Annotated in this window: 22 protein-coding genes; 12 read left to right on the top strand and 10 right to left on the bottom strand. The window is 71.5% G+C overall.

The annotated features are described in order from the left end of the window. Positions 1-41: 41 nt before the first annotated feature. Both FH608_RS43735 and FH608_RS43730 read left to right on the top strand, forming a co-directional pair. Complete coding sequence (locus tag FH608_RS43735; RefSeq protein WP_226900440.1) at positions 42-2,054, top strand: adenylate/guanylate cyclase domain-containing protein; 2,013 nt, start codon at positions 42-44, stop codon at positions 2,052-2,054. 33 nt (positions 2,055-2,087) lie between these two features. Continuing rightward, positions 2,088-2,750 carry a Crp/Fnr family transcriptional regulator gene (locus tag FH608_RS43730; protein WP_139636941.1) on the top strand — a complete coding sequence of 221 codons (663 nt, stop codon included), beginning with the start codon at positions 2,088-2,090 and terminating at the stop codon, positions 2,748-2,750. A 63-nt stretch (positions 2,751-2,813) separates the two neighbouring features. On the opposite strand, the gene FH608_RS43725 is transcribed toward FH608_RS43730, so the two are convergent. Beyond that, positions 2,814-3,560, bottom strand: a complete 747-nt coding sequence (locus tag FH608_RS43725) for a methylenetetrahydrofolate reductase (RefSeq protein ID WP_139636940.1) — start codon at positions 3,558-3,560, stop codon at positions 2,814-2,816. A 10-nt stretch (positions 3,561-3,570) separates the two neighbouring features. Beyond that, the gene (locus tag FH608_RS43720) at positions 3,571-4,209 is read right to left on the bottom strand and encodes a TetR/AcrR family transcriptional regulator (protein WP_226900445.1); all 639 of its coding nucleotides are present in this window, start codon (positions 4,207-4,209) and stop codon (positions 3,571-3,573) included. 72 nt (positions 4,210-4,281) lie between these two features. On the opposite strand from FH608_RS43720, the gene FH608_RS43715 reads away from it, so the two are divergent. Further along, positions 4,282-5,703 (top strand): MFS transporter, encoded by a 1,422-nt coding sequence (locus FH608_RS43715; RefSeq protein WP_226900439.1) that lies wholly within the window; start codon positions 4,282-4,284, stop codon positions 5,701-5,703. Here the strand turns inward: FH608_RS43715 and FH608_RS43710 are convergent. Together FH608_RS43710 and FH608_RS43705 are read right to left on the bottom strand one after the other, a co-directional pair. Continuing rightward, positions 5,670-7,544 (bottom strand): ABC transporter ATP-binding protein, encoded by a 1,875-nt coding sequence (locus tag FH608_RS43710; RefSeq protein WP_139636938.1) that lies wholly within the window; start codon positions 7,542-7,544, stop codon positions 5,670-5,672. The genes FH608_RS43715 and FH608_RS43710 overlap by 34 nt on opposite strands. 35 nt (positions 7,545-7,579) lie before the next feature. Continuing rightward, positions 7,580-9,640 carry a PhoX family protein gene (locus tag FH608_RS43705; RefSeq protein WP_139636937.1) on the bottom strand — a complete coding sequence of 687 codons (2,061 nt, stop codon included), beginning with the start codon at positions 9,638-9,640 and terminating at the stop codon, positions 7,580-7,582. A gap of 114 nt (positions 9,641-9,754) precedes the next feature. Here FH608_RS43705 and FH608_RS43700 point away from each other — a divergent pair, with 114 nt between their 5' ends. Further along, positions 9,755-10,207, top strand: a complete 453-nt coding sequence (locus FH608_RS43700) for a sterol carrier family protein (RefSeq protein WP_139636936.1) — start codon at positions 9,755-9,757, stop codon at positions 10,205-10,207. Positions 10,208-10,247: 40 nt separating this feature from the next. On the opposite strand, the gene FH608_RS43695 is transcribed toward FH608_RS43700, so the two are convergent. Next, complete coding sequence (locus FH608_RS43695) at positions 10,248-11,267, bottom strand: DUF4190 domain-containing protein (protein ID WP_139636935.1); 1,020 nt, start codon at positions 11,265-11,267, stop codon at positions 10,248-10,250. A gap of 234 nt (positions 11,268-11,501) precedes the next feature. On the opposite strand from FH608_RS43695, the gene purF reads away from it, so the two are divergent. Continuing rightward, positions 11,502-12,938 carry an amidophosphoribosyltransferase gene (gene purF / locus FH608_RS43690; RefSeq protein WP_139636934.1) on the top strand — a complete coding sequence of 479 codons (1,437 nt, stop codon included), beginning with the start codon at positions 11,502-11,504 and terminating at the stop codon, positions 12,936-12,938. Between the two features lie 123 nt (positions 12,939-13,061). After that, positions 13,062-14,099, top strand: a complete 1,038-nt coding sequence (gene purM / locus FH608_RS43685) for a phosphoribosylformylglycinamidine cyclo-ligase (protein ID WP_139636933.1) — start codon at positions 13,062-13,064, stop codon at positions 14,097-14,099. Between the two features lie 123 nt (positions 14,100-14,222). Here purM and FH608_RS43680 read toward each other — a convergent pair whose 3' ends face one another. Then, a complete protein-coding gene (locus FH608_RS43680) occupies positions 14,223-14,453 on the bottom strand; it encodes a DUF3073 domain-containing protein (RefSeq protein WP_139636932.1) in 231 nt (76 codons plus the stop codon). A gap of 151 nt (positions 14,454-14,604) precedes the next feature. Then, the gene (locus FH608_RS43675) at positions 14,605-15,684 is read right to left on the bottom strand and encodes a Glu/Leu/Phe/Val family dehydrogenase (RefSeq protein ID WP_139636931.1); all 1,080 of its coding nucleotides are present in this window, start codon (positions 15,682-15,684) and stop codon (positions 14,605-14,607) included. Positions 15,685-15,791: 107 nt separating this feature from the next. On the opposite strand from FH608_RS43675, the gene FH608_RS43670 reads away from it, so the two are divergent. Together FH608_RS43670 and bldC are read left to right on the top strand one after the other, a co-directional pair. After that, positions 15,792-16,655, top strand: coding sequence for a hypothetical protein (locus tag FH608_RS43670; RefSeq protein WP_139636930.1), 864 nt, complete (start codon positions 15,792-15,794; stop codon positions 16,653-16,655). A gap of 322 nt (positions 16,656-16,977) precedes the next feature. Further along, positions 16,978-17,181: a developmental transcriptional regulator BldC gene (gene bldC, locus FH608_RS43665; RefSeq protein ID WP_013133571.1), complete on the top strand. Its 204-nt coding sequence runs from the start codon at positions 16,978-16,980 to the stop codon at positions 17,179-17,181. 155 nt (positions 17,182-17,336) lie between these two features. Here the strand turns inward: bldC and FH608_RS43660 are convergent, their stop codons facing one another. Next, complete coding sequence (locus FH608_RS43660) at positions 17,337-17,987, bottom strand: TetR/AcrR family transcriptional regulator (protein ID WP_226900438.1); 651 nt, start codon at positions 17,985-17,987, stop codon at positions 17,337-17,339. Positions 17,988-18,141: 154 nt separating this feature from the next. Here FH608_RS43660 and FH608_RS43655 point away from each other — a divergent pair, with 154 nt between their 5' ends. From FH608_RS43655 to FH608_RS43640, 4 genes are all read left to right on the top strand, one after another. Then, on the top strand, positions 18,142-19,191 hold the full coding sequence (locus tag FH608_RS43655) for a LacI family DNA-binding transcriptional regulator (RefSeq protein WP_226900437.1): 1,050 nt from the start codon (positions 18,142-18,144) through the stop codon (positions 19,189-19,191). 120 nt (positions 19,192-19,311) lie between these two features. Further along, on the top strand, positions 19,312-19,563 hold the full coding sequence (locus tag FH608_RS43650; RefSeq protein ID WP_139636929.1) for a hypothetical protein: 252 nt from the start codon (positions 19,312-19,314) through the stop codon (positions 19,561-19,563). 139 nt (positions 19,564-19,702) lie between these two features. Further along, positions 19,703-20,575: an N-acetylmuramoyl-L-alanine amidase gene (locus FH608_RS43645; protein WP_139636928.1), complete on the top strand. Its 873-nt coding sequence runs from the start codon at positions 19,703-19,705 to the stop codon at positions 20,573-20,575. Further along, positions 20,572-22,164: a beta-N-acetylhexosaminidase gene (locus FH608_RS43640; RefSeq protein ID WP_139636927.1), complete on the top strand. Its 1,593-nt coding sequence runs from the start codon at positions 20,572-20,574 to the stop codon at positions 22,162-22,164. The genes FH608_RS43645 and FH608_RS43640 overlap by 4 nt, the downstream gene beginning before the upstream one ends. A 1-nt stretch (position 22,165) precedes the next feature. Here FH608_RS43640 and FH608_RS43635 read toward each other — a convergent pair whose 3' ends face one another. Both FH608_RS43635 and FH608_RS43630 read right to left on the bottom strand, forming a co-directional pair. Beyond that, positions 22,166-22,720 carry a GNAT family N-acetyltransferase gene (locus FH608_RS43635; RefSeq protein ID WP_139636926.1) on the bottom strand — a complete coding sequence of 185 codons (555 nt, stop codon included), beginning with the start codon at positions 22,718-22,720 and terminating at the stop codon, positions 22,166-22,168. A gap of 10 nt (positions 22,721-22,730) precedes the next feature. Next, entirely contained in the window at positions 22,731-23,783 is a 1,053-nt protein-coding gene (locus FH608_RS43630; RefSeq protein ID WP_139636925.1) for a quinone-dependent dihydroorotate dehydrogenase, read from the bottom strand. Positions 23,784-23,789: the final 6 nt, after the last annotated feature.

Below are 23,789 nucleotides of genomic sequence, written 5' to 3'. Positions count from 1 at the left end.
CGACGCATTGGCGGCGGCGACGGCGCGTGGATAATCGGTCTGTGCCAACCCCCTACCTGCCTCCGGCCACCCACCCCGTGCGTGGCGTCGTCTGGGCGATCCACCTGGTCGTGCCGCTGCTGGGCCTGTGGTTGCTGCTGGCCAACCCGGACGTCAACATCCCGTGGCAGCACCACGCCAGCCACTTCTGGATGATCGTCATAGTGGCCGGCGTGAACGTGGTGCTCGGCGCCATGATCAGCGAGGCGGCGCGGCGGCGGCGGGACGCCCGGCTGTTCCTGGTGTCCATGGTCTTCCTGAGCAGCGCCGGCTTCTTCTTCCTGCACGGCCTGGCCACCCCGGTGATCATCCTGCCGGGCGGGTCGCTGGGCTTCGACATCGGCCACCAGGCCGGGCTCACGATCGCGGCGGGGTTCGCGTTCGCCTCCGCGCTGCCGCTGGGCGAGCGGGCGGCCAGGGCCGTGCTGGGCGCCCAGCACGCCATCCGGGCGGCCCTCCTCGCCGTGATGATCGGCTGGGGGCTGGTGTCGCTGGTCCCGGGGCTGACGTCACTCAGCGTGCCGCCGCCCGTGTCGCCGGTCCCGTGGCTGGCCTGGGCGTCCGTCCTCGGGCTGCTGCTGTACGGCGCGGCGAGCGTGATGATGTTCCTGCTGCACCGGCGGCGCCCCTCGGCCATGCTGATCAGCCTGATCACGGCGTACGCGCTGCTGGCCGAGGCCATGATCGCCGGGATGTCCCAGCTCAACTGGCACCTGTCCTGGTGGGAGTGGCACCTGCTGCTCACGCTGGCCTTCCTGTTCGTGGCCTACAGCGCGTACGTCCAGTTCAGGCGCGAGGGATCCAGCTCGGGGCTGTTCGACTCGGTGACGCTGGCGGCGACCGTGGCCCGCATCCGGCGCGACTACGACAGCGCGCTGGAGGAGATGGTCGAGCACGTACGCCGGGGCGAGCCGCTGGCCGCGGCCCGGCTGTCGGGCAAGTTCCGCCTGAGCGAGGGCCAGGCCGCGGTGCTCGACCGGGCGGGCGAGGCGCTGGCCAACGAGCGCGAGCTGTCCGGGCGGCTGGCCGCCCTGGTGGCGGTGAGCTCCCAGACCAGGGTGGGGCTCCCCGAGGGGCAGCTGCTGGCCACGGCGCTGGAGCGGGTGCGCCAGGCGTACGGCGACGTGAAGATCGGCCTGGTCGCGGAGGGGAAGGTGGAGATCGGCTCCCGCGCGTACGAGTTCGACGGCGGCCAGCCCGTCAGGCGCGACGACCGGCTGGCCTTCCCCCTGACGGTCAAGGGGCACCTGGCGGGCGTGCTGGAGGTGCCCGTGGGGCGCACCCCGCAGGACGAGGCGCTGGCCGCCACCCTGGCCGGGCAGCTGTCGCTCTCCCTGGAGAACGCCCGCCTCTACCAGGAGCTCGACACGCTCTTCCGGCAGTACATGTCGCCCGACGTGGCCAACGCCCTGCTGGCCGACCCGGCGCAGGCGGCGCTCGGGGGCGAGCTGAAGGAGCTGACCGCGCTCTTCGCCGACCTCAAGGGCTTCACGACCTTCTCCGAGAAGGTCACGCCCGGCGAGATCGTCGAGATGCTCAACCGCTACCACACGGCCGCCGTGCCCTGCATCCTCGGTAACGGCGGCACGATCGTGCAGTTCGTGGGCGACGCGCTGCTGGCCCTGTTCAACGCCCCCGCCACGCAGGAGGGTCACGCCAGGGCGGCCTGCCGGGCCGCGCTGGAGATGCAGCGGGCGGCCGCCGAGGTGGCCGAGGAGATGGCGTGGAAGCGGGTGGACGACGTGCAGTGGCCGACGTTCCGGGTGGGCGTCAACACGGGGCCCGCCCTGGTCGGCAACATCGGCAGCCCCGAGCTGCGCGGCTTCAACGCCATGGGCGACTGCGTGAACGTGGCGGCCAGGCTCCAGGGCGTCGCCGAGCCGGGCACGGTCGTCATCGGGGAGACCACGCTCCGCCAGCTGGGGCAGGGCGCCTCGGTGAGCCCCCTCGGCCCGCTCAGCCTCAAGGGCAAGGAAGAGCTCGTGCCCGCGTACGTTCTGACTGGATTGCAATAGAACGGCGAGCCGCGGACCGACATAATCGCATACATGCAGCTTGAACCCGGTGAGTTCCTGTCCCTGCTCACCGACGAGGAGGCCGCGGCCCTGCGCGCGGCCGGCCGGCCGCGGCGGTGGGACCGCGGCACCACCGTCATCAACGAGGGCGACACGTCCGACTGGGTGCTGGTGCTGCTGGAGGGCCGGGTCAAGGTGTCGTCGCACACGAGCGCCGGCACCGAGGTGGTGCTGGCGGTACGCGGCCCCGGCGCGCTGCTCGGCGAGATGTCGGCCATCGACGGCTCGCCGCGCTCGGCCACGGTGACCGCCCTGGAGCCGATCTCCGGCGTCGTGGTGCGCGACTTCCCGGCGTTCCTGGAGTCCCACGGGCGCGTCGCCGTCCTGCTCATGCGGCTCGTCACCGGCAAGCTGCGCGACGCGGACAGGAAGCGGATCGAGTACGGCGCGTACGACACCACGGGCCGGGTCGCGACGCGCCTGCTGGAGCTGGCCGACCGGTACGGCGAGCAGACCGGCGCCGGGGTGCGCGTGGCGCTGCCCCTGTCGCAGGACGAGCTGGCCGGCTGGACGGGCTCCTCCCGCGAGGCCGTCAGCAAGGCGCTGCGCTCGCTGCGCGACCGGGGCCTGATCGAGACGGGCCGGCGGCGCGTGGTGATCCACGACCTCGACGGCCTGCGCAGGCGCGCCCGCTGACACCCCGGGAGCGCCGGCCGACGGCGTGGGAGCTCCCGCGTGGCGGGCCCGGGGAGCGCCGCTCTAGAGGGCGCCGGCGAGCCGGGACTCGACGTCGCGGTAGCGGGAGACCGGGATGAGGTGCACGCCGTCGAAGGCGCCGGAGTCGCGCAGGGCGAGCACCTGCTCGCAGGCCGCCTCCACCCCGGCCATGCGGTCCGCGGCCACCTTCGCGACCAGCTGCTCCGGCAGCTCGATGTCGGGGATCGCGGCCGCCAGGGAGCGGGCGTGGCGCTCGCTGGCCAGCACCATGACACCGGCGTAGACCGGCACGTCGACCGGATGGGCCTCGCGCCAGCGCAGCTGCGCCTCCACCGAGAAGCCGACCTGGAGGAACAGGAAGTCGGCCGCGCGCTTCCAGGCGGGCAGCGAGCGCGCGGAGGCGGCGGCGCCCAGGCGCAGGCCGGGCGAGAACTCCCGGGCCTCCTCGATCATGGAGCGCACGGTCAGGTCGCTGGTGCGGTTGCCGCTCGCCGGCTTGTCGCCGTAGACGAACAGGAACTGGTCCACGCCGTACGCCGCCGCCGTCAGCAGGTCGCGGCGGAAGCCGAGCAGGTTGCGGTCGCGCGAGTTGAGGCAGGCGATGCCGCGCCCGCCCATGGCCTCGACCTCGTGGGCCACCGCCACGCTGGAGACGGTCGCGCGGCCGATGTGGTTGTCGGGGATGAGGAACGAGTGCGCGATCGTGCTCATCGTGCCGATCTGGTGCCTGACGCGCTTCAGATCGGGCTTGGTGGGAGGTTCGATCTCGCAGATCAGCTCGAAGGCCATGCGCCAGACTCTAACGCCTGGCCGCCAGCGCCTCGATGCCATTGAGCACGAGGTCGACGCCGAACGTGTCGTACAGGCCCGGCTCGGTCCCGCTGACGAGCGGTGAGGCCATCTCCACCAGATAGGGGTACGTCTCGGCCGGCAGCGCCTGCAGGCCCGCCGTCTTGGCCCTGAGCTTGGCCGGGTCGACCGCCTTGACGTGCGCCGGGGCGTCGGCGATGGCGATGGCGCTCTGCAGCAGGAACTTGCTGATCAGGCAGCTCTCGTCGATGCTGAACCCCGCGCTGCGGGCCAGGCCGAGCGCCTGGTCCCAGACGGCCAGGAAGTTCGGCACCTCGACCGGGTCGATCTGCTCGATCACGTCCTTGGCGCAGGCGTGCGTGCGCAGCGTCCTGATCAGCCCCTCGATCAGGTCGCGCAGCTGCTGCTGCCACGGGCGCGCGTCGGCCGGCTTGGGCGCGAACCCGCCGATGAGGTGGTCGGCCATGCCGACGAGCAGCTGCTCCTTGTTCTTGTAGTGCCAGTAGAGGGCCATCGGGGTCACGCCCAGGTCCGTGGCCAGGCGCCGGATGGTCACGGCGTCGAGCCCCTCGCTGTCGCCGATCTCCAGTGCCCGCTCCGCGATCGCCTGCGCGGTCAGTTTTCCCATCACGGTTGACAACTATACGCCGTACAAGTTCAACTATACGACGTACAAGTACGGCGTATAGGAGGAAATGTCGTGAGATGGTGGGCGCTGGTCGCGGTGACCCTCGGCACATTCATGACCTATCTGGACAACAACGTGGGCAACGTCGCGTTGCCCACCATCCAGCGCGAGCTCGGTTTGACGATCTCCGGCCTCGAATGGATCGTGAGCTCGTACATCCTGGTCTTCGCCGGGCTCATGCTGGTCGGCGGCCGGCTCGCGGACCTCTACGGGGCCCGCCGGGTCTTCCTCGCCGGCCTGACCGTCTTCACGCTGGCCTCGCTGGCGGCCGGCCTGGCCGGATCGGGAGGGGCCCTGATCGCGGCGCGGGCCGTGCAGGGCGTCGGCGCGGCGCTGCTCACGCCCACCGCCCTGACGCTGATCACCCAGATCTTCCCCGACCCGGCCGAGCGCGGCAGGGCGGTGGGGGTCTGGAGCGCCGCGGGGGCGCTCTCCATGGCGCTCGGCCCGCTCGCGGGCGGCTTCATCAGCGAGCACCTGCACTGGGGCTGGATCTACCTGATCAACGTCCCCATCGGCGTGGTGACGTTCGGCCTGGCGACGTGGGCGGTCCGGCCGGCCTTCACCCGCGTGCGCCACCGCATCGACGTGCCGGGCCTGGCCCTGTCCGCGCTGGCCCTGTTCGCCCTGACGTACGGGCTCATCGAGGGCGAGGCGGCCGGCTGGACCTCGCCGGAGATCCTGGCCGCGTTCGGCGTGTTCGCGGCGGCGGCCGTGGCGTTCGTGCTGGTCGAGCGGCGCGCCGCCGAGCCGATGATCGCGATGTCGCTGTTCGGCGCCAGGGTGTTCACCGGCGGACTGCTCACCATGGGCGTCTGGTCGTTCGGCGTGTTCGGGATCTACTTCTTCAGCGCCCTGTGGCTGCAGAACGTGCTCGGCTTCTCCCCCACCGAAGCGGGCTCGGCGTTCGTGCCGATGGCCCTGCTCATGGGCGTGGTCGCGATCCTGTCGCAGCGGATCAGCGCCAGGTTCGGCATCGGCCGCACGGTGGCCGTCGGCATGGCGCTCATGGGCACGGCGATCTACCTGCTCTCCGGCGTCGGCGCCGACGCCGGCTACGCCGACGTGCTCCCCTGGTTCCTGCTGTACGGGCTGGGCGGCGGCCTGCTGGTGCCCCTGACCGCCGCCGTCCTCGGCGGCATGCCGCGCGGCAGGGCGGGCGTCGCCTCGGGCGTCCTGAACGTGTCACGCGAGGTGTTCGGGCTGCTCGGCATCACCGCGCTGGGCGCGATCATGAGCGCCAGGCAGAGCGGCAGCGCCAAGGGGCCGCTGCTCGCCTTCCTGGACGCGTACCAGTTCACGCTGATCGTCGCGGGCGTCGTGGTGCTGGCGGCGATCCCGGTCGCGCTCTACTCCCTGCGCACCACCCGCCAGGAGGCCGAGCAGGCGGCGGTGGAGCCTCAGGCCACCGCCACCGTGGGCTCGTCGAACTGAGTGCGGTAGAGCTCCTCGTAGCGGCCGCCGGCGGCGAGGAGGTCGGCGTGCGTGCCGCGCTCCACCACGCGCCCGTCCTCGATCACCAGGATGAGGTCGGCGGCGCGGATCGTGGAGAGCCGGTGCGCGATCACCACGGCGGTCCTGCCCTCCAGCGCCTCGCCGAGCGCCGCCTGCACGGCGGCCTCGGAGGTGGAGTCGAGCGCCGCCGTGGCCTCGTCCAGGATCACCACCCTGGGCCTGGCCAGCAGCAGGCGGGCGATCGTCAGCCGCTGGCGCTCCCCGCCCGACAGGCGGTAGCCGCGCTCGCCCACGACCGTGTCGAGGCCGTCGGGCAGCGACTCGATCAGGTCGGCCAGCCTCGCCCTGGTCAGGGCGTCCCACAGCTCGTCCTCGCCCGCCTCCGGCCGGGCCAGCAGCAGGTTGTCCCTGATCGAGTCGTGGAAGAGGTGGCCGTCCTGGGTGACCATGCCGAGCGTGTCGCGGATGGAGTCGGCGGTCAGGTCGCGGACGTCCACGCCGCCGAGCCGTACCGCGCCCTCGTCCACGTCGTAGAGCCGCGGCAGGAGCTGCGCGATCGTGGACTTGCCCGCGCCGGACGAGCCGACCAGCGCCACCATCTGGCCCGGCTCGGCCGTGAACGAGACGCCGTGCAGCACCTCGACGCCGCCGCGCGAGTCGAGCGTGGCGACCTCCTCCAGCGAGGCGAGCGAGACCTTGTCGGCCGAGGGGTAGGCGAAGCGCACGTCGTCGAACTCCACCGAGACCGGGCCGTCGGGCACCTGGCGGGCGCCGGGCCGCTCCTCGATGAGCGGCTTGAGGTCGAGCACCTCGAAGACCCGCTCGAAGCTGACGACCGCGCTCATCACGTCCACGCGGGCGCCGGCCAGCGCGGTCAGGGGCGCGTAGAGGCGGGTGAGCAGCATGGCCATCGACACGACCGCGCCGGGCGCGAGCTGGTCGCGCAGGGCGTAGAAGCCGCCGAGCCCGTACACCAGGGCCAGGGCCAGCGCGGAGACCAGCGTCAGCGCGGTCACGAACGCCGACTGCGTCATGGCCGAGCGCACGCCGATGTCACGCACCCGCCTGGCCCGGCTCGCGAACTCGGCCGACTCGCGCGCCGGCCGGCCGAACAGCTTCACCAGCGTCGCGCCGGGCGCCGAGAAGCGCTCGGTCATCTGCGTGCCCATGGCCGCGTTGTGGTCGGCCGCCTCGCGCCGCAGCCGGGCGATCCGCGTGCCCATCCGCCGGGCGGGCAGCAGGAAGACCGGGAGCAGCAGCAGGGCGAGCAGGGTGATCTGCCAGGAGATGCCGATCATCGCGACGAGCGTCAGCACGAGCGTCACGATGTTCCCCGCCACGCCGGACAGGGTGTCGGTGAAGGCCCGCTGCGCGCCGATCACGTCGTTGTTCAGGCGGCTGACCAGCGCGCCCGTACGGGTTCGCGTGAAGAACGCGACCGGCATCCGCTGCACGTGGTCGAAGACGGCCGTACGCAGGTCCAGGATCAGATCCTCGCCCAGGCTCGCCGACAGCCAACGGTTCAGCAGTCCGAGCCCCGCCTCCGCGAGCGCCAGGCCCGCGATCGCCAGCGCCACCACGACGACCACGCTCAGCGGCTCCGCGTTGAAGATCGCGTCCACCACCCGGCCCGCGAGCAGCGGCGCGCCCACCGCCAAGCCCGCCATCACCACGCTGAGCAGCAGGAACGCCACCAGCCTGCGCCGGTGCGGCCGGGCGAACCCCCCGATACGGCGGAGCGTCGCCCTGGTGACAGGGCGACGCTCGCGCTGGTTGTTCATCGAATACAGCTGATGCCGGGCGGTCATCTCCATGCTCATGGCATGGAACCCTAGAGCCTCAAGTTAAGTTGAGGTCAAGCGCCGATCTTCCTGCCCTGGCCGTGCCAGACCACGGCCACCGACGGGCGCGGCTGGTCGCCGTCGGGCCAGTGGCTGGAGGGCTTGTCCGGGCTCGCGCCGTCGGTCTCGCCCGGGTGCTGCACGGCCACGAACACGCTGCGCTGGTCGGAGGTGACCAGCGGCCCGCAGGTCTCCGCGCCGACCGGGACGGTGAGGAACTGGCGCAGGTGGCCGCGGTCCTTACCGCGGACGGGCATCACGAACAGGCCGTCGTTGCTGCCCAGCTCGTTGCCGTCCGTGGAGATCCACAGGTTGCCGTCCTTGTCGAACGTCAGGTTGTCCGGGCACGAGATCGGCGAGACCTTGCTCTTGTCGAAGCCCGCGAAGTAGGTGGCGGCGTCCTTGGGGTCGCCGCAGACCAGCGGGATGGACCAGGCGAAGGTCTTCGAGCCCGCGTCGTCGCGCCGCTCCACGATCTCCAGGACGTGGCCGTGCTTGTTCGACGGGCGCGGGTTGGCCTCGTTCACCTGGGCCGGGGTGCGGTTGGTGTTGTTGGTCAGCGCCACGTACACGCCGCCGGTGACCGGGTTGCGCTCGATGTCCTCGGGGCGGTCCATCTTGGTCGCGCCCACCTTGTCGGCGGCCACGCGGGTGTAGACGAGGACCTCGTCGGCGGACATGCCGTCCACGTACGACCTGTTGCCCGAGACCAGCGGGATCCACTCGCCCGAGCCGTCGAACTCGCCGTCGGAAGGCAGCTTGCCGCTCCCGTCGAGCTCGGAGTCAGGGCTGTCGCCGGTGAACTTGGCCACGTACAGGGTGCCCTCGTCCAGCAGCGAGCGGTTGTGCCGGTCGTTCCCGTGCCTGTAGCGGTCTTTGGAGACGAACTTGTAGATGTACTCGAAGCGGGAGTCGTCCCCCATGTACACGACCACGCGGCCGTCGCGGGCCAGCGTCGTGTTGGCGGCCTCGTGCTTGAAGCGGCCGAGCGCGGTGCGCTTGACCGGCGTGGAGTCGGGGTCGAACGGGTCGATCTCCACGACCCAGCCGAACCTGTTGGCCTCGTTCGGGTGCTTGGCCAGGTCGAAGCGCTCCTCGACGCGGTCGAACCTGCGGTTGTCCTCGGGGGTGCCGGTGGTGATCGTGTAGCGGTCGATGTACGGCTTCTGCGCCGCGGGCACCTTGTCGCCGTTGACGAAGTACTGGTCGATGTTCTCCTCGGCGGTCAGCACCGTGCCCCACGGGGTCGTGCCGCCCGAGCAGTTGTTCAGCATGCCGACGGGCTTGCGGCCCTTGGGGTCGGCCGCCGTCCTGAGCAGGTCGCTGCCCGCGGCCGGACCCGAGAAGGCCATGGGGGTCTGAGCGGTGATGCGCCGGTTGTAGCGGCGGCGTCCCTCGGTGACCAGCTTCCACTCGCCCGTGTGGCCCGCCCGCTCGATCTCCACGACCGAGCCGCCGTGCGCGGCCAGCGCGATCTGGATCTGCTCCTCGGTGGCCTCCGCGCCGCCGGTGTAGTCGCGGAACATCAGGCTCTCGTCGGTGTACTCGTGGTTCACCCAGAGCAGCGCGCGGTCGCGGCCCATCGGAAGGAGCGTGACGTAGTCGCAGTTGTAGCCGAACTGCTTGGCCTGCGCCTCGGCGGACTGGTCCTCGAAGTCGAAGGCGGGCGCGTCGGGCAGCACCGGGTCGCCCCAGCGCACGACCACGGACGAGCGGTAGCCCTTGGGTATGGTCAGGGCGTCGTCGGTGTTCGGCGCCACCGGGGTGAACCGGAGGTCGCCGCCGCCGTGCCCCTTCCCCGCGGACTTCGCGGCCGGCTGGTCGGCCAGGGCCGGTGCGGCCCCCGCGATGCCCGCGCCCGCCACGAGGGCGCCCAGCGCGCCGGCGCGGAGCACGCCGCGCCGCGACAGCGCCTCCTTCACCACGTCGCCGAAGTAGGTGTTGCCGGTGGTGTTGGCCACGTCATGCGCGCACGCGTTGCCGCAGCGGAACTGACAGGTCAGCGCAGAGCGACCGCCTTTGTGCGGGGTCGAGAGCAACGGCAGTAGCCGCCCGCCCGCGGTGGGGTTCGCCACAGATCCTCCATTTTTGTGCGCGGTTGTACCGCCGGGAGGTTACGGCCGCCGTAGAAACCTCAGGTGAACGACGCCCTCCGGCTCGATGAACGCTTCCAGGGAGACAATGGTGGCGTGCCACCACGCAAACTGGACCAGGAAAAACTGAGATCCGCGCTCGACGGCCAGCTCGTCGCCCTCGACGAGCCCCCCTACGACGGCCCGGCGTCCGCCCTGCCCGACGCGCTCGTGGCCGCCGTGCTGGCCGCCTACGACCGCGGGCGGCGGCCCGAGCGCGACGCGGCCAGGCTGGCGGTGCGCCACCTGCTCGACCGGCTGGCCACCGCCGCTCCCGGCAGGACCGTCGAGGTGCGCGTGCCGCCGTACGCCGCCGTCCAGGCCGTCGAAGGCCCCCGCCACACCCGCGGCACCCCGCCGAACGTGGTGGAGATGGACGGGCGCACCTGGATCGAGCTCGCCCTGGGCCGCCTGACCTGGGCCGAAGCCATGGCGAAGGGGCTGGTCTCCGCCAGCGGGGCGCGCGCCGACCTGTCAGCCCACCTGCCACTCCAGGGGGCGTCGCTCTAGCGGCCACCCAGCCGGTGGCCGCCCAGCAGGCGGCCCCGCGTCAGCGGTTGCCGCTCATCCAGGGGAACCTCTCCTCGAAGCACCTGTCGGCGAGCTGGCCGGGCAGGTGGCCGCACTCCTGGACCACGTTCCAGAACCACGCGGCCACGATCCCGAAGAGGATCACCGAGAGCACGCTGATCACGATGCCCGTGATGGCGCGGCCCTTGCCGACGCGCTTGGCCAGCGCCACGCAGCCGAACACGATCGACAGGATCGCGGTGATCAGGCCGGTGAAGCAGACGAACACCAGGAACGGGCTGGCCACGCCGAGCACCAGCGACGCGGTGGCCAGGCCGCTGCCCGGCCTGGCCTGATAGGGGGCGACGTAGGGGCCGCCGGCGGGTGGCGGTCCGTAGCCGGGCGGGCCGCCGTACGGGCTGGAGGGCGTCGTGCCCGGGATGGTGGGCTCCTGGTCGCGCGGCGCGCCGTACCCGCCCTGGTACGGGCCGGGCTGCCGCTCCGGCGGGCCCTGGTACGGGCCTGGGGCGGGGCGCTCCTGGTCGCCGGGCCCGCCCTGGTAGGGGCCCGGCGCGCCCTGTCCCGGAGCCGGAGGCTGCTCGTAACGCGACGGGGCCGGCCTGGGCGGCTGTTCCTCCTCACCCGGGGTGGCTCCCCACCCCGGGTACGCCGGGGTGCCCCCGGGGATCGGGAACGCCTGGGTCTCCTCGGCGTCAGGCCCCGTGGGCGGCGTCTCCGGCGGACGTTCCGGCTCCCCTCCTCCGCCGGAGGGCGTCTCCGGCGTGCCGGGACCCCCGGACTCCCCGCCCGTGGGCGGTGGGGTCTCGGGCGAGGTGGGCAGGTCGGGGTGCCTCGGCTCCCCGCCGGGCCGCGGCTCGTGCGTCGGCGGCACGTCGGGCGGCGGCACCACGGGCGGCGCGGGAGCGATCGGCTCCTCACCCTCTTCTGGCCGCTCCCCCTCCCGCTCGGGCGGGGGCCGGCCGGGCTCTTCCTCTTCCCGACGGCCTTCGCGCGGGTCCTGCCCCGGGCGGGGCTCGTTCGGGTCCCCAGATGTGCTCACGTCTGCGTCTCCCGACGGGTCTGCATGCCGGATACTTCACCCTTTCGCGGAGGGCGTCCGCTAAACCCGACGACACGGTAAAAGGCCGCCGATATTTGGGTCTCCATGCGCCCAAGCACCCCGCCCTCCAGGGCCGGGTCGCAAGCCCCTCCGAACCCGGACACGTACCCTCACGTCCGCTGATATCGCCCCCAGGTGTGCGAGCACGGAAGCCGCCGACCTAGACTGAGGCATGTGCTGAAGGGCGACGGCCGGCTCGGCCATGACCTGGACCCCGATGACCGCGCTCCCAAAGACGCCTGTGGCGTCTTCGGCGTCTGGGCTCCGGGCGAGGAAGTTTCCAAACTCACCTACTACGGGCTGTACGCGTTGCAGCACCGCGGCCAGGAGTCCGCGGGCATCGCGGTCAGCGAGGGCAGCCGCATTCTCGTCTACAAGGACATGGGCCTGGTGGCCCAGGTCTTCGACGAGTCGGTGCTCAGCACCCTGCGCGGCCACCTGGCCATCGGCCACTGCCGCTACTCCACCACGGGCTCCAGCGTGTGGGAGAACGCGCAGCCCACGCTGAGCTCCACCGACGTCGGCGGGCTCGCGCTGGCGCACAACGGCAACCTCATCAACACCCCGGAGCTGGCCCAGCGCCTGGCTCCCGGCTCCATCCGCGCGACGACCGACACCGAGGTCCTGACCACGCTGCTCGCGCAGGACCGCACGCGCTCCGTCGAGGACGCGGCGGCCGAGCTGCTGCCGCAGGTCAAAGGCGCCTACTCGCTGGTGTTCATGGACGAGACGACGCTCTACGCCGCCCGCGACCCGCAGGGGGTGCGCCCCATGGTGCTGGGCCGCCTGGAGCGGGGCTGGGTGGTGGCCTCCGAGACGGCCGCGCTCGACATCGTGGGCGCCACGTTCGTCCGCGAGATCGAGCCGGGCGAGCTGCTCACCATCGACGAGCGCGGCGTCAGGTCGCGCAGGTTCGCCCTGGCCGAGCCGAAGGGCTGCCTGTTCGAGTACGTCTACCTCGCCCGCCCCGACACCACCATCGCCGGGCGCGGCGTGCAGGTCACCCGGGTCGAGGTGGGCCGCGTGCTGGCCCGCGAGCACCCGGTGGAGGCCGACCTGGTCATCCCCACCCCCGAGTCCGGCACCCCGGCCGCCGTCGGCTACGCGCAGGAGAGCGGCATCCCGTACGGGCAGGGGCTCGTGAAGAACTCCTACGTGGGGCGCACCTTCATCCAGCCCTCGCAGACCATCCGCCAGCTCGGCATCCGGCTGAAGCTCAACCCGCTGCGCGAGGTGGTCGAGGGCAAGCGGCTGGTGGTCGTGGACGACTCGATCGTGCGCGGCAACACGCAGCGGGCCATCGTCCGCATGCTGCGCGAGGCCGGGGCCCGTGAGGTGCACGTACGCATCTCCTCGCCGCCCGTGGCATGGCCGTGCTTCTACGGCATCGACTTCGCCACGAGGGCGGAGCTGATCGCGGGCTCGCTGACGGTGGAGGAGATCCGGGCCTCGCTGGGCGCCGACTCACTCGGCTACATCTCCCTGGAGGGCCTGACCAGGGCCACCACCATCCCGGCCGACCGCCTGTGCATGGCCTGCTTCGACGGCAACTACCCAATCCCCATCGACCAGGACAACGTCGGCAAGTTCGTGTTGGAGAGCAAAGCGTGAGCGAGCGAAGCGAGCGAACCAGTAGACGCAGCAGCATGCTCACGCTGCCGCCGAAGGAGGCAGCGTGAGCGAGCGAACCAGTAGACGCAGCACCATGGTCACGCTGGCGCCGAAGGAGGCAGCGTGACCAGCTATGAGGCGGCCGGGGTCGACATCGAGGCCGGCGAGCGCGCCGTCGACCTGATGAAGGACAAGGTCGCGCGCTCGCGCCGGCCCGAGGTGGTCGACGACCCCAGCGGCTTCGCGGGGCTGTTCGACGCCTCGGCCCTGCGGGGCTACCGGCGGCCGCTGCTGGCGTCGTCCACCGACGGCGTGGGCACCAAGGTCATGATCGCCCAGCGGTACGGCAAGCACGACACGATCGGCATCGACCTGGTCGGCATGGTCCTCGACGACCTCGTGGTGTGCGGGGCCGAGCCGCTGTTCATGACCGACTACATCGCCTGCGGGAAGGTGGTCCCCGAGCGCGTCGCCGAGATCGTCGGCGGGGTGGCCGAGGGCTGCCGGCTGGCCGGCGCCGCGCTGGTGGGCGGCGAGACGGCCGAGCACCCCGGTGCGATGGGCCCCGACGAATACGACCTGGCCGGGGCCGGGACGGGCGTGGTGGAGGCCGATGCCATGCTCGGGCCCGCGCGGGTGCGGGCCGGCGACGCGGTGCTGGGCCTGGCCTCCTCGGGCGTGCACTCCAACGGCTACTCGCTGGTGCGCCACGTGCTGCGCGAGGCCTCGCTCTCGCTCGACGCGGTGCTGCCCGAGCTGGGCCGCCCGCTGGGCGAGGAGCTGCTGGAGCCGACCCGCATCTACTCGCTCGACTGCCTGGAGCTGGCCAGGGTTGTCGACGTGCACGCCTACGCGCACATCACCGGCGGAGGCGTGGAGAGCAACCTGTCGCGCTCGCTGCCGGGCCACCTCGACGCCGTGCTCGACCGCTCGTCATGGACGCCGCCGCCGGTCTTCGGCGTGCTGGCCCAGCACGGCGGGATCGCGCAGGAGGACATGGACCGCACGTTCAACCTCGGGGTCGGCATGGCCGCCGTGGTGGCGGCCGACGACGCTGACGAGGCACTGCGGGTGCTGGCGGCGCGTGGCCTGCCCGCGTGGGTCCTCGGCGAGGTCGTCCCCGGCGAGGACCCAGGTGCGGGCAGGGCACGCTACCGGTAATCCGGACACGTGACGGTGACCGCGTGACGAAGGCCCCACGGTTGCCCGTGGGGCCCGACGAGCGTGACCCGAGGATCCGGCGCGCCCGGCACCGGCCCTCGGCCACATCAACCGGAAGAACGGCTACCGGCGACCGGGGGAACGGCCATCGTCGTCATCCCCGGCGCCATAGTCATCGGCGTAATCGGCATAGCGATCCGCCAGCTCATCGTTGAGGTCGTCGGCGTCGTCACTGCGGCTGGAGTCTCCGACCCCGAGTTCGTCCCGAAGACGGTCAAGATCCGTGCCACCGCTGTTGTACTTCAGCTGGCGAGCAACCTTGACCTGCTTGGCCTTTGCTCGGCCGCGCCCCATTGGCTCGACCCCCTCGTGTGGGGTCGCATCCCGACCCCTCGTCGCTAACGCACCACACACTGACGCCGCTGTCTCCGGGCGTCAGCCTATCGTTCGCCTATTACCGTACCTGTTTTGTGCCCAGCTCGGTACGCCGTATGGGCGCGGGGCGTCAGCTGCCTAGCCAAACGGCCCGAATACGCCCGACTTCCGACATTCTGCGCTCGGCCAGCCTATCCGCTGCGACGGCGGGAGGAACGCCCTCATCGGCCGCGATTCGGAAGATCTTCAGAGTCGTGTCGTAGATCTGGGTGGCCTTCGACCTGGCTCGTTCCATGTCGAAACCCTCGATCTCATCGGCCACCTGGATCACGCCGCCGGAGTTGACGACGTAGTCGGGCGCGTACAGGATGCCCCGCTCGGCGAGTTGCTTCTCGACCCCGGGGTGGGCGAGCTGGTTGTTGGCCGCGCCACAGACGATCTTGGCCCGCAGCCTGGTGACCGCGTCGTCGTCGAGCACGCCGCCCAGCGCGCACGGCGCGAACACGTCGATGTCGGACGCCATCAGCTCGGCCGCGCCGGCCACCACGTCGACCTCGGGCCTGCGCTGGCGCACCCGGTCGATCGCCTTGGGGTCGACGTCGCAGATCACGACCTCGGCGCCGTCCTCGCGGAGGAGCTCGACCAGGCGGTGGCCGACCTTGCCGACCCCCTCGACGCCGACCCGCCTGCCGTGCAGCGACGGCGTGCCGTAGACGCGCTCGGCCGAGGCCCGCATGCCCTGGAACACGCCGAAGGCGGTGAGGATGGACGAGTCGCCGGCCCCGCCGTGCTCGCGGGTGCGCCCGGTCACGAACCGGGACTCGCGGGCGATGATGTCCATGTCCTCGCTGTAGGTGCCCACGTCGCAGGCCGTGATGTAGCGGCCGCCGAGCGACTGCACGAATCTCCCGTACGCGCGCAGCAGGGCCTCGCTCTTGTCGCGCGCCGGGTCGCCGATGATGACCGCCTTGCCCCCTCCCAGGTCGAGCCCGGCCAGCGCGTTCTTGTAGGCCATGCCCTTGGCGAGGTTGAGCACGTCGGCCAGGGCCGCGCTCTCGCTCTCGTACGGATAGAACCGCGTGCCCCCGAGGGCCGGGCCCAGCGCCGTGTTGTGGATGGCGATGATGGCACGCAGGCCGCTCTGCTCGTCGGCGCAGAACACGACCTGCTCGTGGACGTCTTTGTGAGACGTGCCGAAGACGTCGGTCACGGTGGTGACTCCCTGTCCGGTCCGCCGCCCCTTCGCGGCGGAGATCACCTCACAGCGTAGTAAGCCGCGACGGTGCACGCAGGTGCGCTTCGTGACACGATGCCTCCGTGCTGCCCTATGCCGCCTACCTCCGCGTCTATGAGCCACTGACCGCGTTCGCCGAGTCCGAGCGCAAAGTGTGGGCCGACTACGCCGACTCACGGGACCGCCCGCGACGCGCGAACGCGCTCAATGCGGAGCACGGCGAGTCGGTGATGCGCCTGCTCGGCATGCCCCCTCAACCCGTTCCCGCCCAGGAGAGCCCCAACGCCTATCTGAGGCGCGTTGAGGACCGTCTCTACGTGTGCCCCTGGCAGACCCGTCTGCGCTCGTGGCTGGCCTTCTCACGGCTGCGTGGCACCACTCCGGTCAAGCTGATGGACCGCCTGGTGCCCAAGGCCATCGCCGACCAGACGGCGGACGACTTCGACCGGTTCAAGCGGCAGGCCGGTTCGTCCGCGTTGCGCACCCACATTCGCACCACGGCGTGGCATGTGCCGCCATCGTGGTTCGTGCCGTTTGATGGGAACGAGCGCTGGCTGGTGCTCGGCCCCACGGCGCCCGGACAGGACGTGACGACCACGACCCAACGCAACCTGATCTACGTCACCTCCATGGCGCAGGCCAGGAGGCGGACGGCCCGCGCGCTCGGCGTGCTGCGCAGGCACCTGGGCGACCTGGCCGGCGACTTCGACGTGGAGGACATCGCGCGGTGGCTGGAGGAGTTCCACCCGCACTCGCTGGTGGAGCTCGACTACGGCGGTCTCGTCCACCTCATGGACGACGACGCGCTGCAGGCCGACCAGTCGGTGGCCGAGCTTTCCGCGGCCCTGACGGGCCTGGACACGGGTCAAGAAGAACTTGCCTACGCCATGTACCAGAGGGTGATCCTCCGGTGGAAGTCAATGCAACAGCTGGAATCTGCCAACTGAGGCTCAATACGACCGTCTGACCTGCATGAGTAGGTCACGTCTCGCGGCTGCTCTCTTCTGCGAACTGAGTAGTTTGCCGTTTTCACTGCGATACCACGAACCGTGTCGCTAGAATCACCGAGCGTGACATCCCCATGGGGGCGGGCAGTTGGGTCAAAGAAGGGCTCGCCAATCGCTCTGCGTGGCGGTATGGTCACATCGGGTGATGCCGCATATGGCTCAGAAAAGCCGCACGCTCTGTGCCATAGGGGGACATCCGTGACACGCGCAAAGGCAGTCACAGGATCGCTAAGCCGGTCCACACGGAGGAGAGGCCGCACAAATGTCAGCTCGTACACCCGAGGCCGAGCCACTGCTCACGCCCGCTGAGGTCGCGACCATGTTCAGGGTCGACCCCAAGACCGTTACGCGGTGGGCCAAGGCGGGCAAGTTGACGTCGATTCGCACCCTCGGCGGTCATCGGCGTTACCGGGAGACCGAGGTCCGGGCACTGCTCGCGGGCATTCCGCAGCAGCGCTCGGAGTGAGTGAGGGGTCGTCACGAACCTCAGGGGGGTTTGGTGAGCCAGGCCGGCGGCCTGGTCCACCACTGTGATGACAACGTCGCACGGGAGAGTTGGCGCCGCCCGCCCGGCGCCATCCTTCCGGCGCCACCCTTCCCGGCCCGCCGGACAGGGCGGCGCTACCCCAGCCGCTCCAGCAGGCCGGCCACCTCGCCGTCGTGCGCGGCGGCCGCGCGCAGCAGCGCGACCATGTGGTCGACGAGCAGTTTCTCCAGCGTCGGCCGCTCGATGTCGCGGTGCTCCAGCCAGTCGAGACCGGCCGTCTCCACGGAGGCGATCCACGACCGGAGAGTCAGGCGCATCAGAGGGCTCGGCTCCTCGACGCGCATCTGCCTCTGGATGAACACGTAAAGTCGCCGGCGCACCCCGTCGACGATCTCCCCGACCTCGCCCGCACGGTTGGCGGGACCCCCACGCAGCAACGCGGCGAACCCCGTCGCGTGCTCCTCGACGAAGTCGAAATAACGTCTGAGCCCCGAGGCCAGCTCCTCGAGCGGCCTGCCGCCCCCCACGGGCCGCAGCCGGGACTCCAGCTGCTCCGCCGCGCTCCTGAGCGCGGCCACATAGAGTTCCTGCTTGCCGCCGAAGTAGTGATAGACGAGGGCCCGCGAAGCGCCCGCCGCGGACGCCACGTCGTCGATCGACACGTCTTCCGAGTCTCGGGTGCTGAAAAGCTCCAGCGCCGCCGCCATGAGTTCCTCGCGACGCCGGTCGACGCTGAGCCTGCGCCGGGCCGGCCGCGCCCGCTCGGCTGACTTCCCGGGTGTCACACCTGCACAGTAGCCGAAGCCGCGCCACCGCTGACGTGTGGCTATCCAGTCAATGCCGGCGCCCCCTGAGTCAATCGGCGACGAAGCCGTACCCTGCGGCTGACTCGATCGTTTGGTCAGACAGGTGCCCATATCCGCATCGCGGGGGAGACACATGTCAGGACCGCCCGTCAATACTTCAACCATCACTGAGCTGAGGGAGGTAGACACGCTGCCTCGGCCCAGACCGACCATCCGCAACGTCGCGGAGCGAGCCGGCGTCTCGAAATCGCTGGTGTCTCTCGTGCTACGCGGTTCCCCGCACGTGAGCGAGCACCGGCGCCAGGCCGTGCTCCAAGCGGCGCGCGAGCTGGGTTACCGGCCGAACGCGGTCGCGAGGAGCCTGGTCGAGGGCCGTACGCATCTGGTGGGCGCGCTCGTCGCCGACCTGCACAACCCGTTCTACGCCGAGTTCCTCGACGGCCTGCAGGAGAGCCTGCACGGCGACGGCCTGCGCATGCTCATCGGGAACAGCCAGTGGGACCCCGCGTTCGAGGACGAGGCCGTGGAGGCCTTCCTGGAGCTCAGGGTCGACGGGCTGGTCCTGCTGGGCATCGCCCCGACCAGCGAGACGCTGATCGAGGCCACCGCCTACACCCCGACCGTGGTCGTAGGGGAACGTGACATCGAGCTCGACGTCGTCGACATCGTGGTCGACGACGACCGGCTCGGCGCCCGCCTGGCCATCGACCACCTGGTCGAGCTGGGGCACAAGCGCATCGCGCACATCGAGGGCCGCCGGTCGTCACGCTGCGAGGGCTACCTCGTGGCGATGCGCAGGCACTCGCTGGCGCCGTACATCATGGTCGAGGCCGCGGACTCCACCGAGGAGGGCGGCAAGGAGGCGGCGCTCGCGCTGCTGACCCGCGACCCCAGGCCCACGGCGATCTTCGCCGCCAATGACGTGGTGGCGCTCGGCGTGCTCGCGGCCGCCGGCGAACTGGGCCTGCGCGTCCCCGAGGACCTCTCGGTGGTCGGTTACGACAACACCCACCTCGCGGCCTCCCATCACGTCTCGCTGACCTCCATCGACCAGGCCAGGCGCACCATGGGCAGGTCGGCGGCGGCGCTGCTCAGCGACCGGATCGGGGATCCCGGCAAGGGCTCGCGCCTGCGCGAGATCCACCCCGAGCTGATCGTGCGGCGCAGCACGGGTCCCGCCTAAGAGAGCATCAAAGCTGGGTCAAGCCGCGCGGAGACGTGGCCGCGCGGCTGTTTACTCGTCAGGGTCATGCTAATTGTGGCCGGATTCACTCCGGTCACGGTCTGATCCGGGGGAACAGTCATGCGTGATCCGGAACTGGTGTCCTGCGCCCAGCGCGCGGCTGCCGAGCTCGAGCGTGCCTGGGGGCACTGGCGGGCCGGCAGGGGTCGGGGCAACGACGGCGCCGCCGAGTCGGTCGCCAGCTACGTCGCCCACTCCCTCGACCACCCGTGGGGCCGGCCCCGCGTGGTCCTCGGACTCGACGCCGAGGACGCGCGGGAGCTGGCCGCGCTGCTGGAGCGGCAGGAGGTCGGCGAGCACGTCTGGGGGTGAGGACCGGCGGTGAAGAGGCGGCGGCTCGCTCGACCGGCGGCCGGTAAAGCCCGCGAACCACGGGACACACCGGCCTCTCCATTCGCCGTGGTCGGCGTATCAGGGCCCTGAGCTCGACGTTTGCCGTAAGTTGGATGCCATGCGTGCTCTGCCAGCCTCAGTTCTCGTCGTATGCGGCCTGATCGCCACCGCGTGCGGCGGCACCAGCTCCGGTGACGCCGCGGCGGATCAGGCCCCTCGTGTGAACGTCGGGGAGCAGCAGACCCCGGCCGACCAGCCGACCGCCGACCAGCCGACCGCCGAGCTGACGCCCACGGCGTCGCCCGCCGAGTCGCGCACGCGCGCGGCCAAGCCGCTCGAAGGCAAGGTCATCGCAATCGACCCGGGCCACAACGGCGGCAACTACCGCGCCCCGGCGGCCATCAACCGCCAGGTCAACGTGCTGACCAAGTGGAAGGCCTGCGACACGACCGGCACGGAGACCGACAGCGGCTACACCGAGGCCTCCTTCACGTGGGACGTCTCCCGGAGGCTGACCAAGATCCTCGAATCCCGCGGCGCCACGGTCAAGCTGACCAGGCACGGCAACAACGGGGTCGGCCCCTGCATCACCGAGCGGGCGGCGATCGGCAACAAGGCCGACGCCGACGCGGCGATCTCCATCCACGGCGACGGCGCGGGGCCGGACAACCACGGCTTCCACATCATCATGCCGAAGAAGATCCACGGCCCGGTGGACCCCGTCGTGGGCAGGTCCAGCGACCTCGGCATCGCCGTGCGCAACGCGTACGCCGAGGGCACCGGCATGCCGTACTCCAACTACATCGGCCGCAAGGCCCTCGACTACCGCAACGACCTGGGCGGGCTCAACCTCTCGACGGTGCCGAAGATCTTCATCGAGTGCGGCAACATGCGCAACGCCGGTGACGCCGCCAAGTTCAAGAACCCGAAGTTCCGGCAGGAGGTCGCGGTGGCGCTGGCGAACGGATTGCAGCACTATCTGAAAGCATGATCCCTCGTCCTGAGCTGCTCACCGACCTTTCCGCCTCGTTCCAGCTGTCGCCGGGCGCGACCGTGTCCGGCGACCTGCTCGACGCCGTACGCCTCGCGCTCCCCGTGCTCGACCTGCGCCCCGGCGACTCGGGCGAGATCGACGTACGGCGTGATCCCGGGCTCGGCGAGGAGGCGTACCGGATGACGGTCGGCTCGCGCGGCGTGGAGATCGTGGCCGGCGGGCGGGCCGGCGCCTTCTACGCGGCGCAGTCGCTGCACCAGTTGCTGCCCGACGCGTCCTACCGCCTCTCCCCCGGGTCCGCGTGGAGCGTGCCCGGGGTGCGGATCGAGGACGCGCCCCGGTTCGCCTGGCGGGGCCTGCACCTCGACGTGGCGCGCCACTTCTTCCCCAAGCGCGAGATCCTGCGCCTGGTCGACCTGATGGCGATGCACAAGCTCAACCGGCTCCACCTGCACCTGGCCGACGACCAGGGGTGGCGGGTGGAGAGCAGGGCGTACCCGCTGCTGCACGAGATCTCCTCGCACCGGCCGCGCACGGCGACCAACCCGGGGCGCGAGCCCGCGACGTACGACGACGTCCCGCACGGCGGCTACTACACGCTCGACGACCTGGCGGAGATCGGCGCCTACGCCCGCGCCCGGTGTGTCACGATCGTTCCCGAGATCGACGTGCCGGGGCACGCCTCGGCGATCCTGGCGGCGTACCCGGCGCTCGGGGCGACCGGGGAGCCGCACGACGTGCTCGACCGCTGGGGCATCTCCCGCGCGATCCTGTCGCCGCTGCCGCCGACCGTCGAGTTCCTCACCACGATCTTCGACGAGCTGATCGGGGCGCTGGGCGAGACGCCCTACGTGCACATCGGCGGTGACGAGGTCGTGCTGGACCGCTGGGCCGAGTCGGCGGAGATCGCCGCGTACCGCGACTCGCTGGGGCTGGCCTCCGCCAACGACCTGCAGGCGTGGTTCCTGCGGCGGCTGGCCGACGCGCTGGCCGAGCGGGGCGCGCGGGCCGTGGTGTGGGACGAGGCGTTCGTCAGCGGCCGGTTGCGCGCGGACACCGTGGTCATGCCGTGGCGCGGCATGGGCGTGGGCCGCAGGGCCGCGGCGGCGGGCCACGACGTGGTGGCGACCCCCGTGTTCCCGCTGTACTTCGACTACGCCGAGGCGTCCTCCCCCGACGAGCCGATGGCCATCGGCGACGCGATCACCGTCTCCGACGTGGCCGCGTTCGGCCCGGCGCCCGAGGAGTGGGCGGAGGAGGAGCGCGCCCGGGTCATCGGGGTGCAGGCGCAGCTGTGGACCGAGCGGGTGCCCGACGCGCGCACGGTCGACTACCGGCTGTGGCCGAGGTCCTGCGCACTGGCGGAGGTGGCCTGGGCGGGCTCGGCGGCCGGCGGCTTCGACGAGCGGCTGGAGCGCCACCTCGGGCGGCTGGACGCGATCGGCGTGGAGTACCGGCCCCTCGCGGGGCCGCACCCGTGGCAGCGGCGGCGACCGCACCGGCCTGCCGTGGTCGACGTCTCCGACGTGATGACCCGCATCGACGCCATGACGCACGACGCCGAGTCGACCCGGCCCAGCGTGTGACTCAGAAGGCCGGGCGGTCGTTGAGTATGCGCTGGAAGAGGCGGTGGTCCTGCCACCTGCCGTCGATCTCGAGGTAGCGCTCGGCCGTTCCGTACGGCTCGAACCCGGTCTTGAGCAGGACGTTCTGGGAGGCCGCGTTGTCGATCAGGGTGCCGGCGGCGATCCTGTGCAGCTTCAGCACCTGGTCGGCGATGCGGCACACCTCGCGCACGGCCCCGGTGGCCAGGCCGCGCCCGGTGTAGTCGCCGTCCACCCAGTAGCCGAGGTCGGCGCTCAGCCAGGGGCCGCGGACGATGCCGGTGAGCGTCATGCGGCCCACGACCTTCTCGCCCTCGACCAGCAGCCACGGCATCGCGCGGCCCTGGGCCCGCTGCTCCAGCAGGTCCTTCAGCCGCAGGGCCTGGCCCTGCAGGGTGAAGAACTCCTCCGGCCTGCGGGGCTCCCAGCGCCTCAGGTGGTCGCGGTTGCGGAGGTAGGCCTGCAGCAGGGCCTCGGCGTCCTGCTCGGCGGCCGGGCGCAGGACGACGCCGTCGGAGAGAGGTGCTTCTTCGATCATTCGTCCTAGACTAGGCCGTGCGGCCGATCGCCTCGGTGATGGATTTCATGCCGTGGCGGCGCAGCCTCCTCGACAGCGAGCGGTGGATGTGCGAGGCCCACAGCGGGCCGCCGTAGATCCAGCCGGTGTAGCCCTGCACCAGGGTCGCCCCGGCCAGCAGGCGCTCCCAGACGTCGTCCACGTCCTCCACGCCGCCGACCGACACCAGCGTGAGGCGGTCGCCCACCTTGGCGCGCAGGCGCCTGAGCACCTCCAGCGAGCGGGCCTTGAGCGGGCGGCCGGACAGCCCGCCGGTCTCGCCGCCGTGCCTGATCGTGGTGTTGGTGGCGATGATGCCGTCGATGCCCAGCTCCAGCGCCAGGTCCGCGACCGCGTCGACGTCCTCGTCGGCGAGGTCGGGCGCGATCTTCACCAGCAGCGGCGTGCGGCGGGGCGTGCCGTCGGCGACCTCCTTGACCGCGGTGAGCAGCGGGCGCAGCAGCGAGACCGCCTGGAGGTCGCGCAGCCCCGGCGTGTTGGGCGAGCTGACGTTGACGACGAGGTAGTCGGCCAGCGGGGCGAGCCGCCGGGCGCTGGCGACGTAGTCGGCCACGGCCCCCGACTCGGGCACCACCTTGGTCTTGCCGATGTTCACCCCGACCACGACGGGGACGCCGCGGGTGCGGCGCAGCCTGCGGGCGGCGGCCGCGGCCCCGGCGTTGTTGAAGCCCATCCGGTTGATCACCGCGTGCTCCCGCACCAGCCGGAACAGGCGCGGGCGCGGGTTGCCCGGCTGGGCGTGCGCGGTGATCGTGCCGACCTCGACGTGGCCGAAGCCGAGCGCGGCGATGCCCTCGGCGCACGCGGCGTCCTTGTCGAAGCCGGCGGCCAGCCCGAGCGGGCCGGGGAAGTGCACGCCGAACGCGCTCACCCGCAGGGCCGGGTCATGCGGGGCGAACGCGCGGTGGAGCAGCCGCTTGAGCAGCGGCAGCCGCGCGAGGAGCGCGAGGGCGCTCACGGTCAGGCGGTGCACGGCCTCGGCGTCGAAACGCCGCAAGACCTGCGAGAACACGAGGCGATACATCACGGG

It is taken from the genome of Nonomuraea phyllanthi (genome assembly GCF_006334985.2).
Lineage (GTDB): Bacteria > Actinomycetota > Actinomycetes > Streptosporangiales > Streptosporangiaceae > Nonomuraea > Nonomuraea phyllanthi.
Note: the sequence above shows the minus strand (reverse complement) of the source record. Positions and strands in the feature narration are given on the sequence as shown.

Coding starts and splice junctions, on each gene's coding strand:
- FH608_RS43730 (WP_139636941.1), top strand. CDS start 2,088: ATGCAGCTTGAACCCGGTGAGTTCCTGTCCCTGCTCACCGACGAGGAG.
- FH608_RS43725 (WP_139636940.1), bottom strand. CDS start 3,560: ATGGCCTTCGAGCTGATCTGCGAGATCGAACCTCCCACCAAGCCCGAT.
- FH608_RS43720 (WP_226900445.1), bottom strand. CDS start 4,209: ATGGGAAAACTGACCGCGCAGGCGATCGCGGAGCGGGCACTGGAGATC.
- FH608_RS43710 (WP_139636938.1), bottom strand. CDS start 7,544: ATGAGCATGGAGATGACCGCCCGGCATCAGCTGTATTCGATGAACAAC.
- FH608_RS43680 (WP_139636932.1), bottom strand. CDS start 14,453: ATGGGGCGCGGCCGAGCAAAGGCCAAGCAGGTCAAGGTTGCTCGCCAG.
- bldC (WP_013133571.1), top strand. CDS start 16,978: ATGTCAGCTCGTACACCCGAGGCCGAGCCACTGCTCACGCCCGCTGAG.
- FH608_RS43655 (WP_226900437.1), top strand. CDS start 18,142: ATGTCAGGACCGCCCGTCAATACTTCAACCATCACTGAGCTGAGGGAG.
- FH608_RS43650 (WP_139636929.1), top strand. CDS start 19,312: ATGCGTGATCCGGAACTGGTGTCCTGCGCCCAGCGCGCGGCTGCCGAG.
- FH608_RS43645 (WP_139636928.1), top strand. CDS start 19,703: ATGCGTGCTCTGCCAGCCTCAGTTCTCGTCGTATGCGGCCTGATCGCC.
- FH608_RS43640 (WP_139636927.1), top strand. CDS start 20,572: ATGATCCCTCGTCCTGAGCTGCTCACCGACCTTTCCGCCTCGTTCCAG.
- FH608_RS43635 (WP_139636926.1), bottom strand. CDS start 22,720: ATGATCGAAGAAGCACCTCTCTCCGACGGCGTCGTCCTGCGCCCGGCC.
- FH608_RS43630 (WP_139636925.1), bottom strand. CDS start 23,783: ATGTATCGCCTCGTGTTCTCGCAGGTCTTGCGGCGTTTCGACGCCGAG.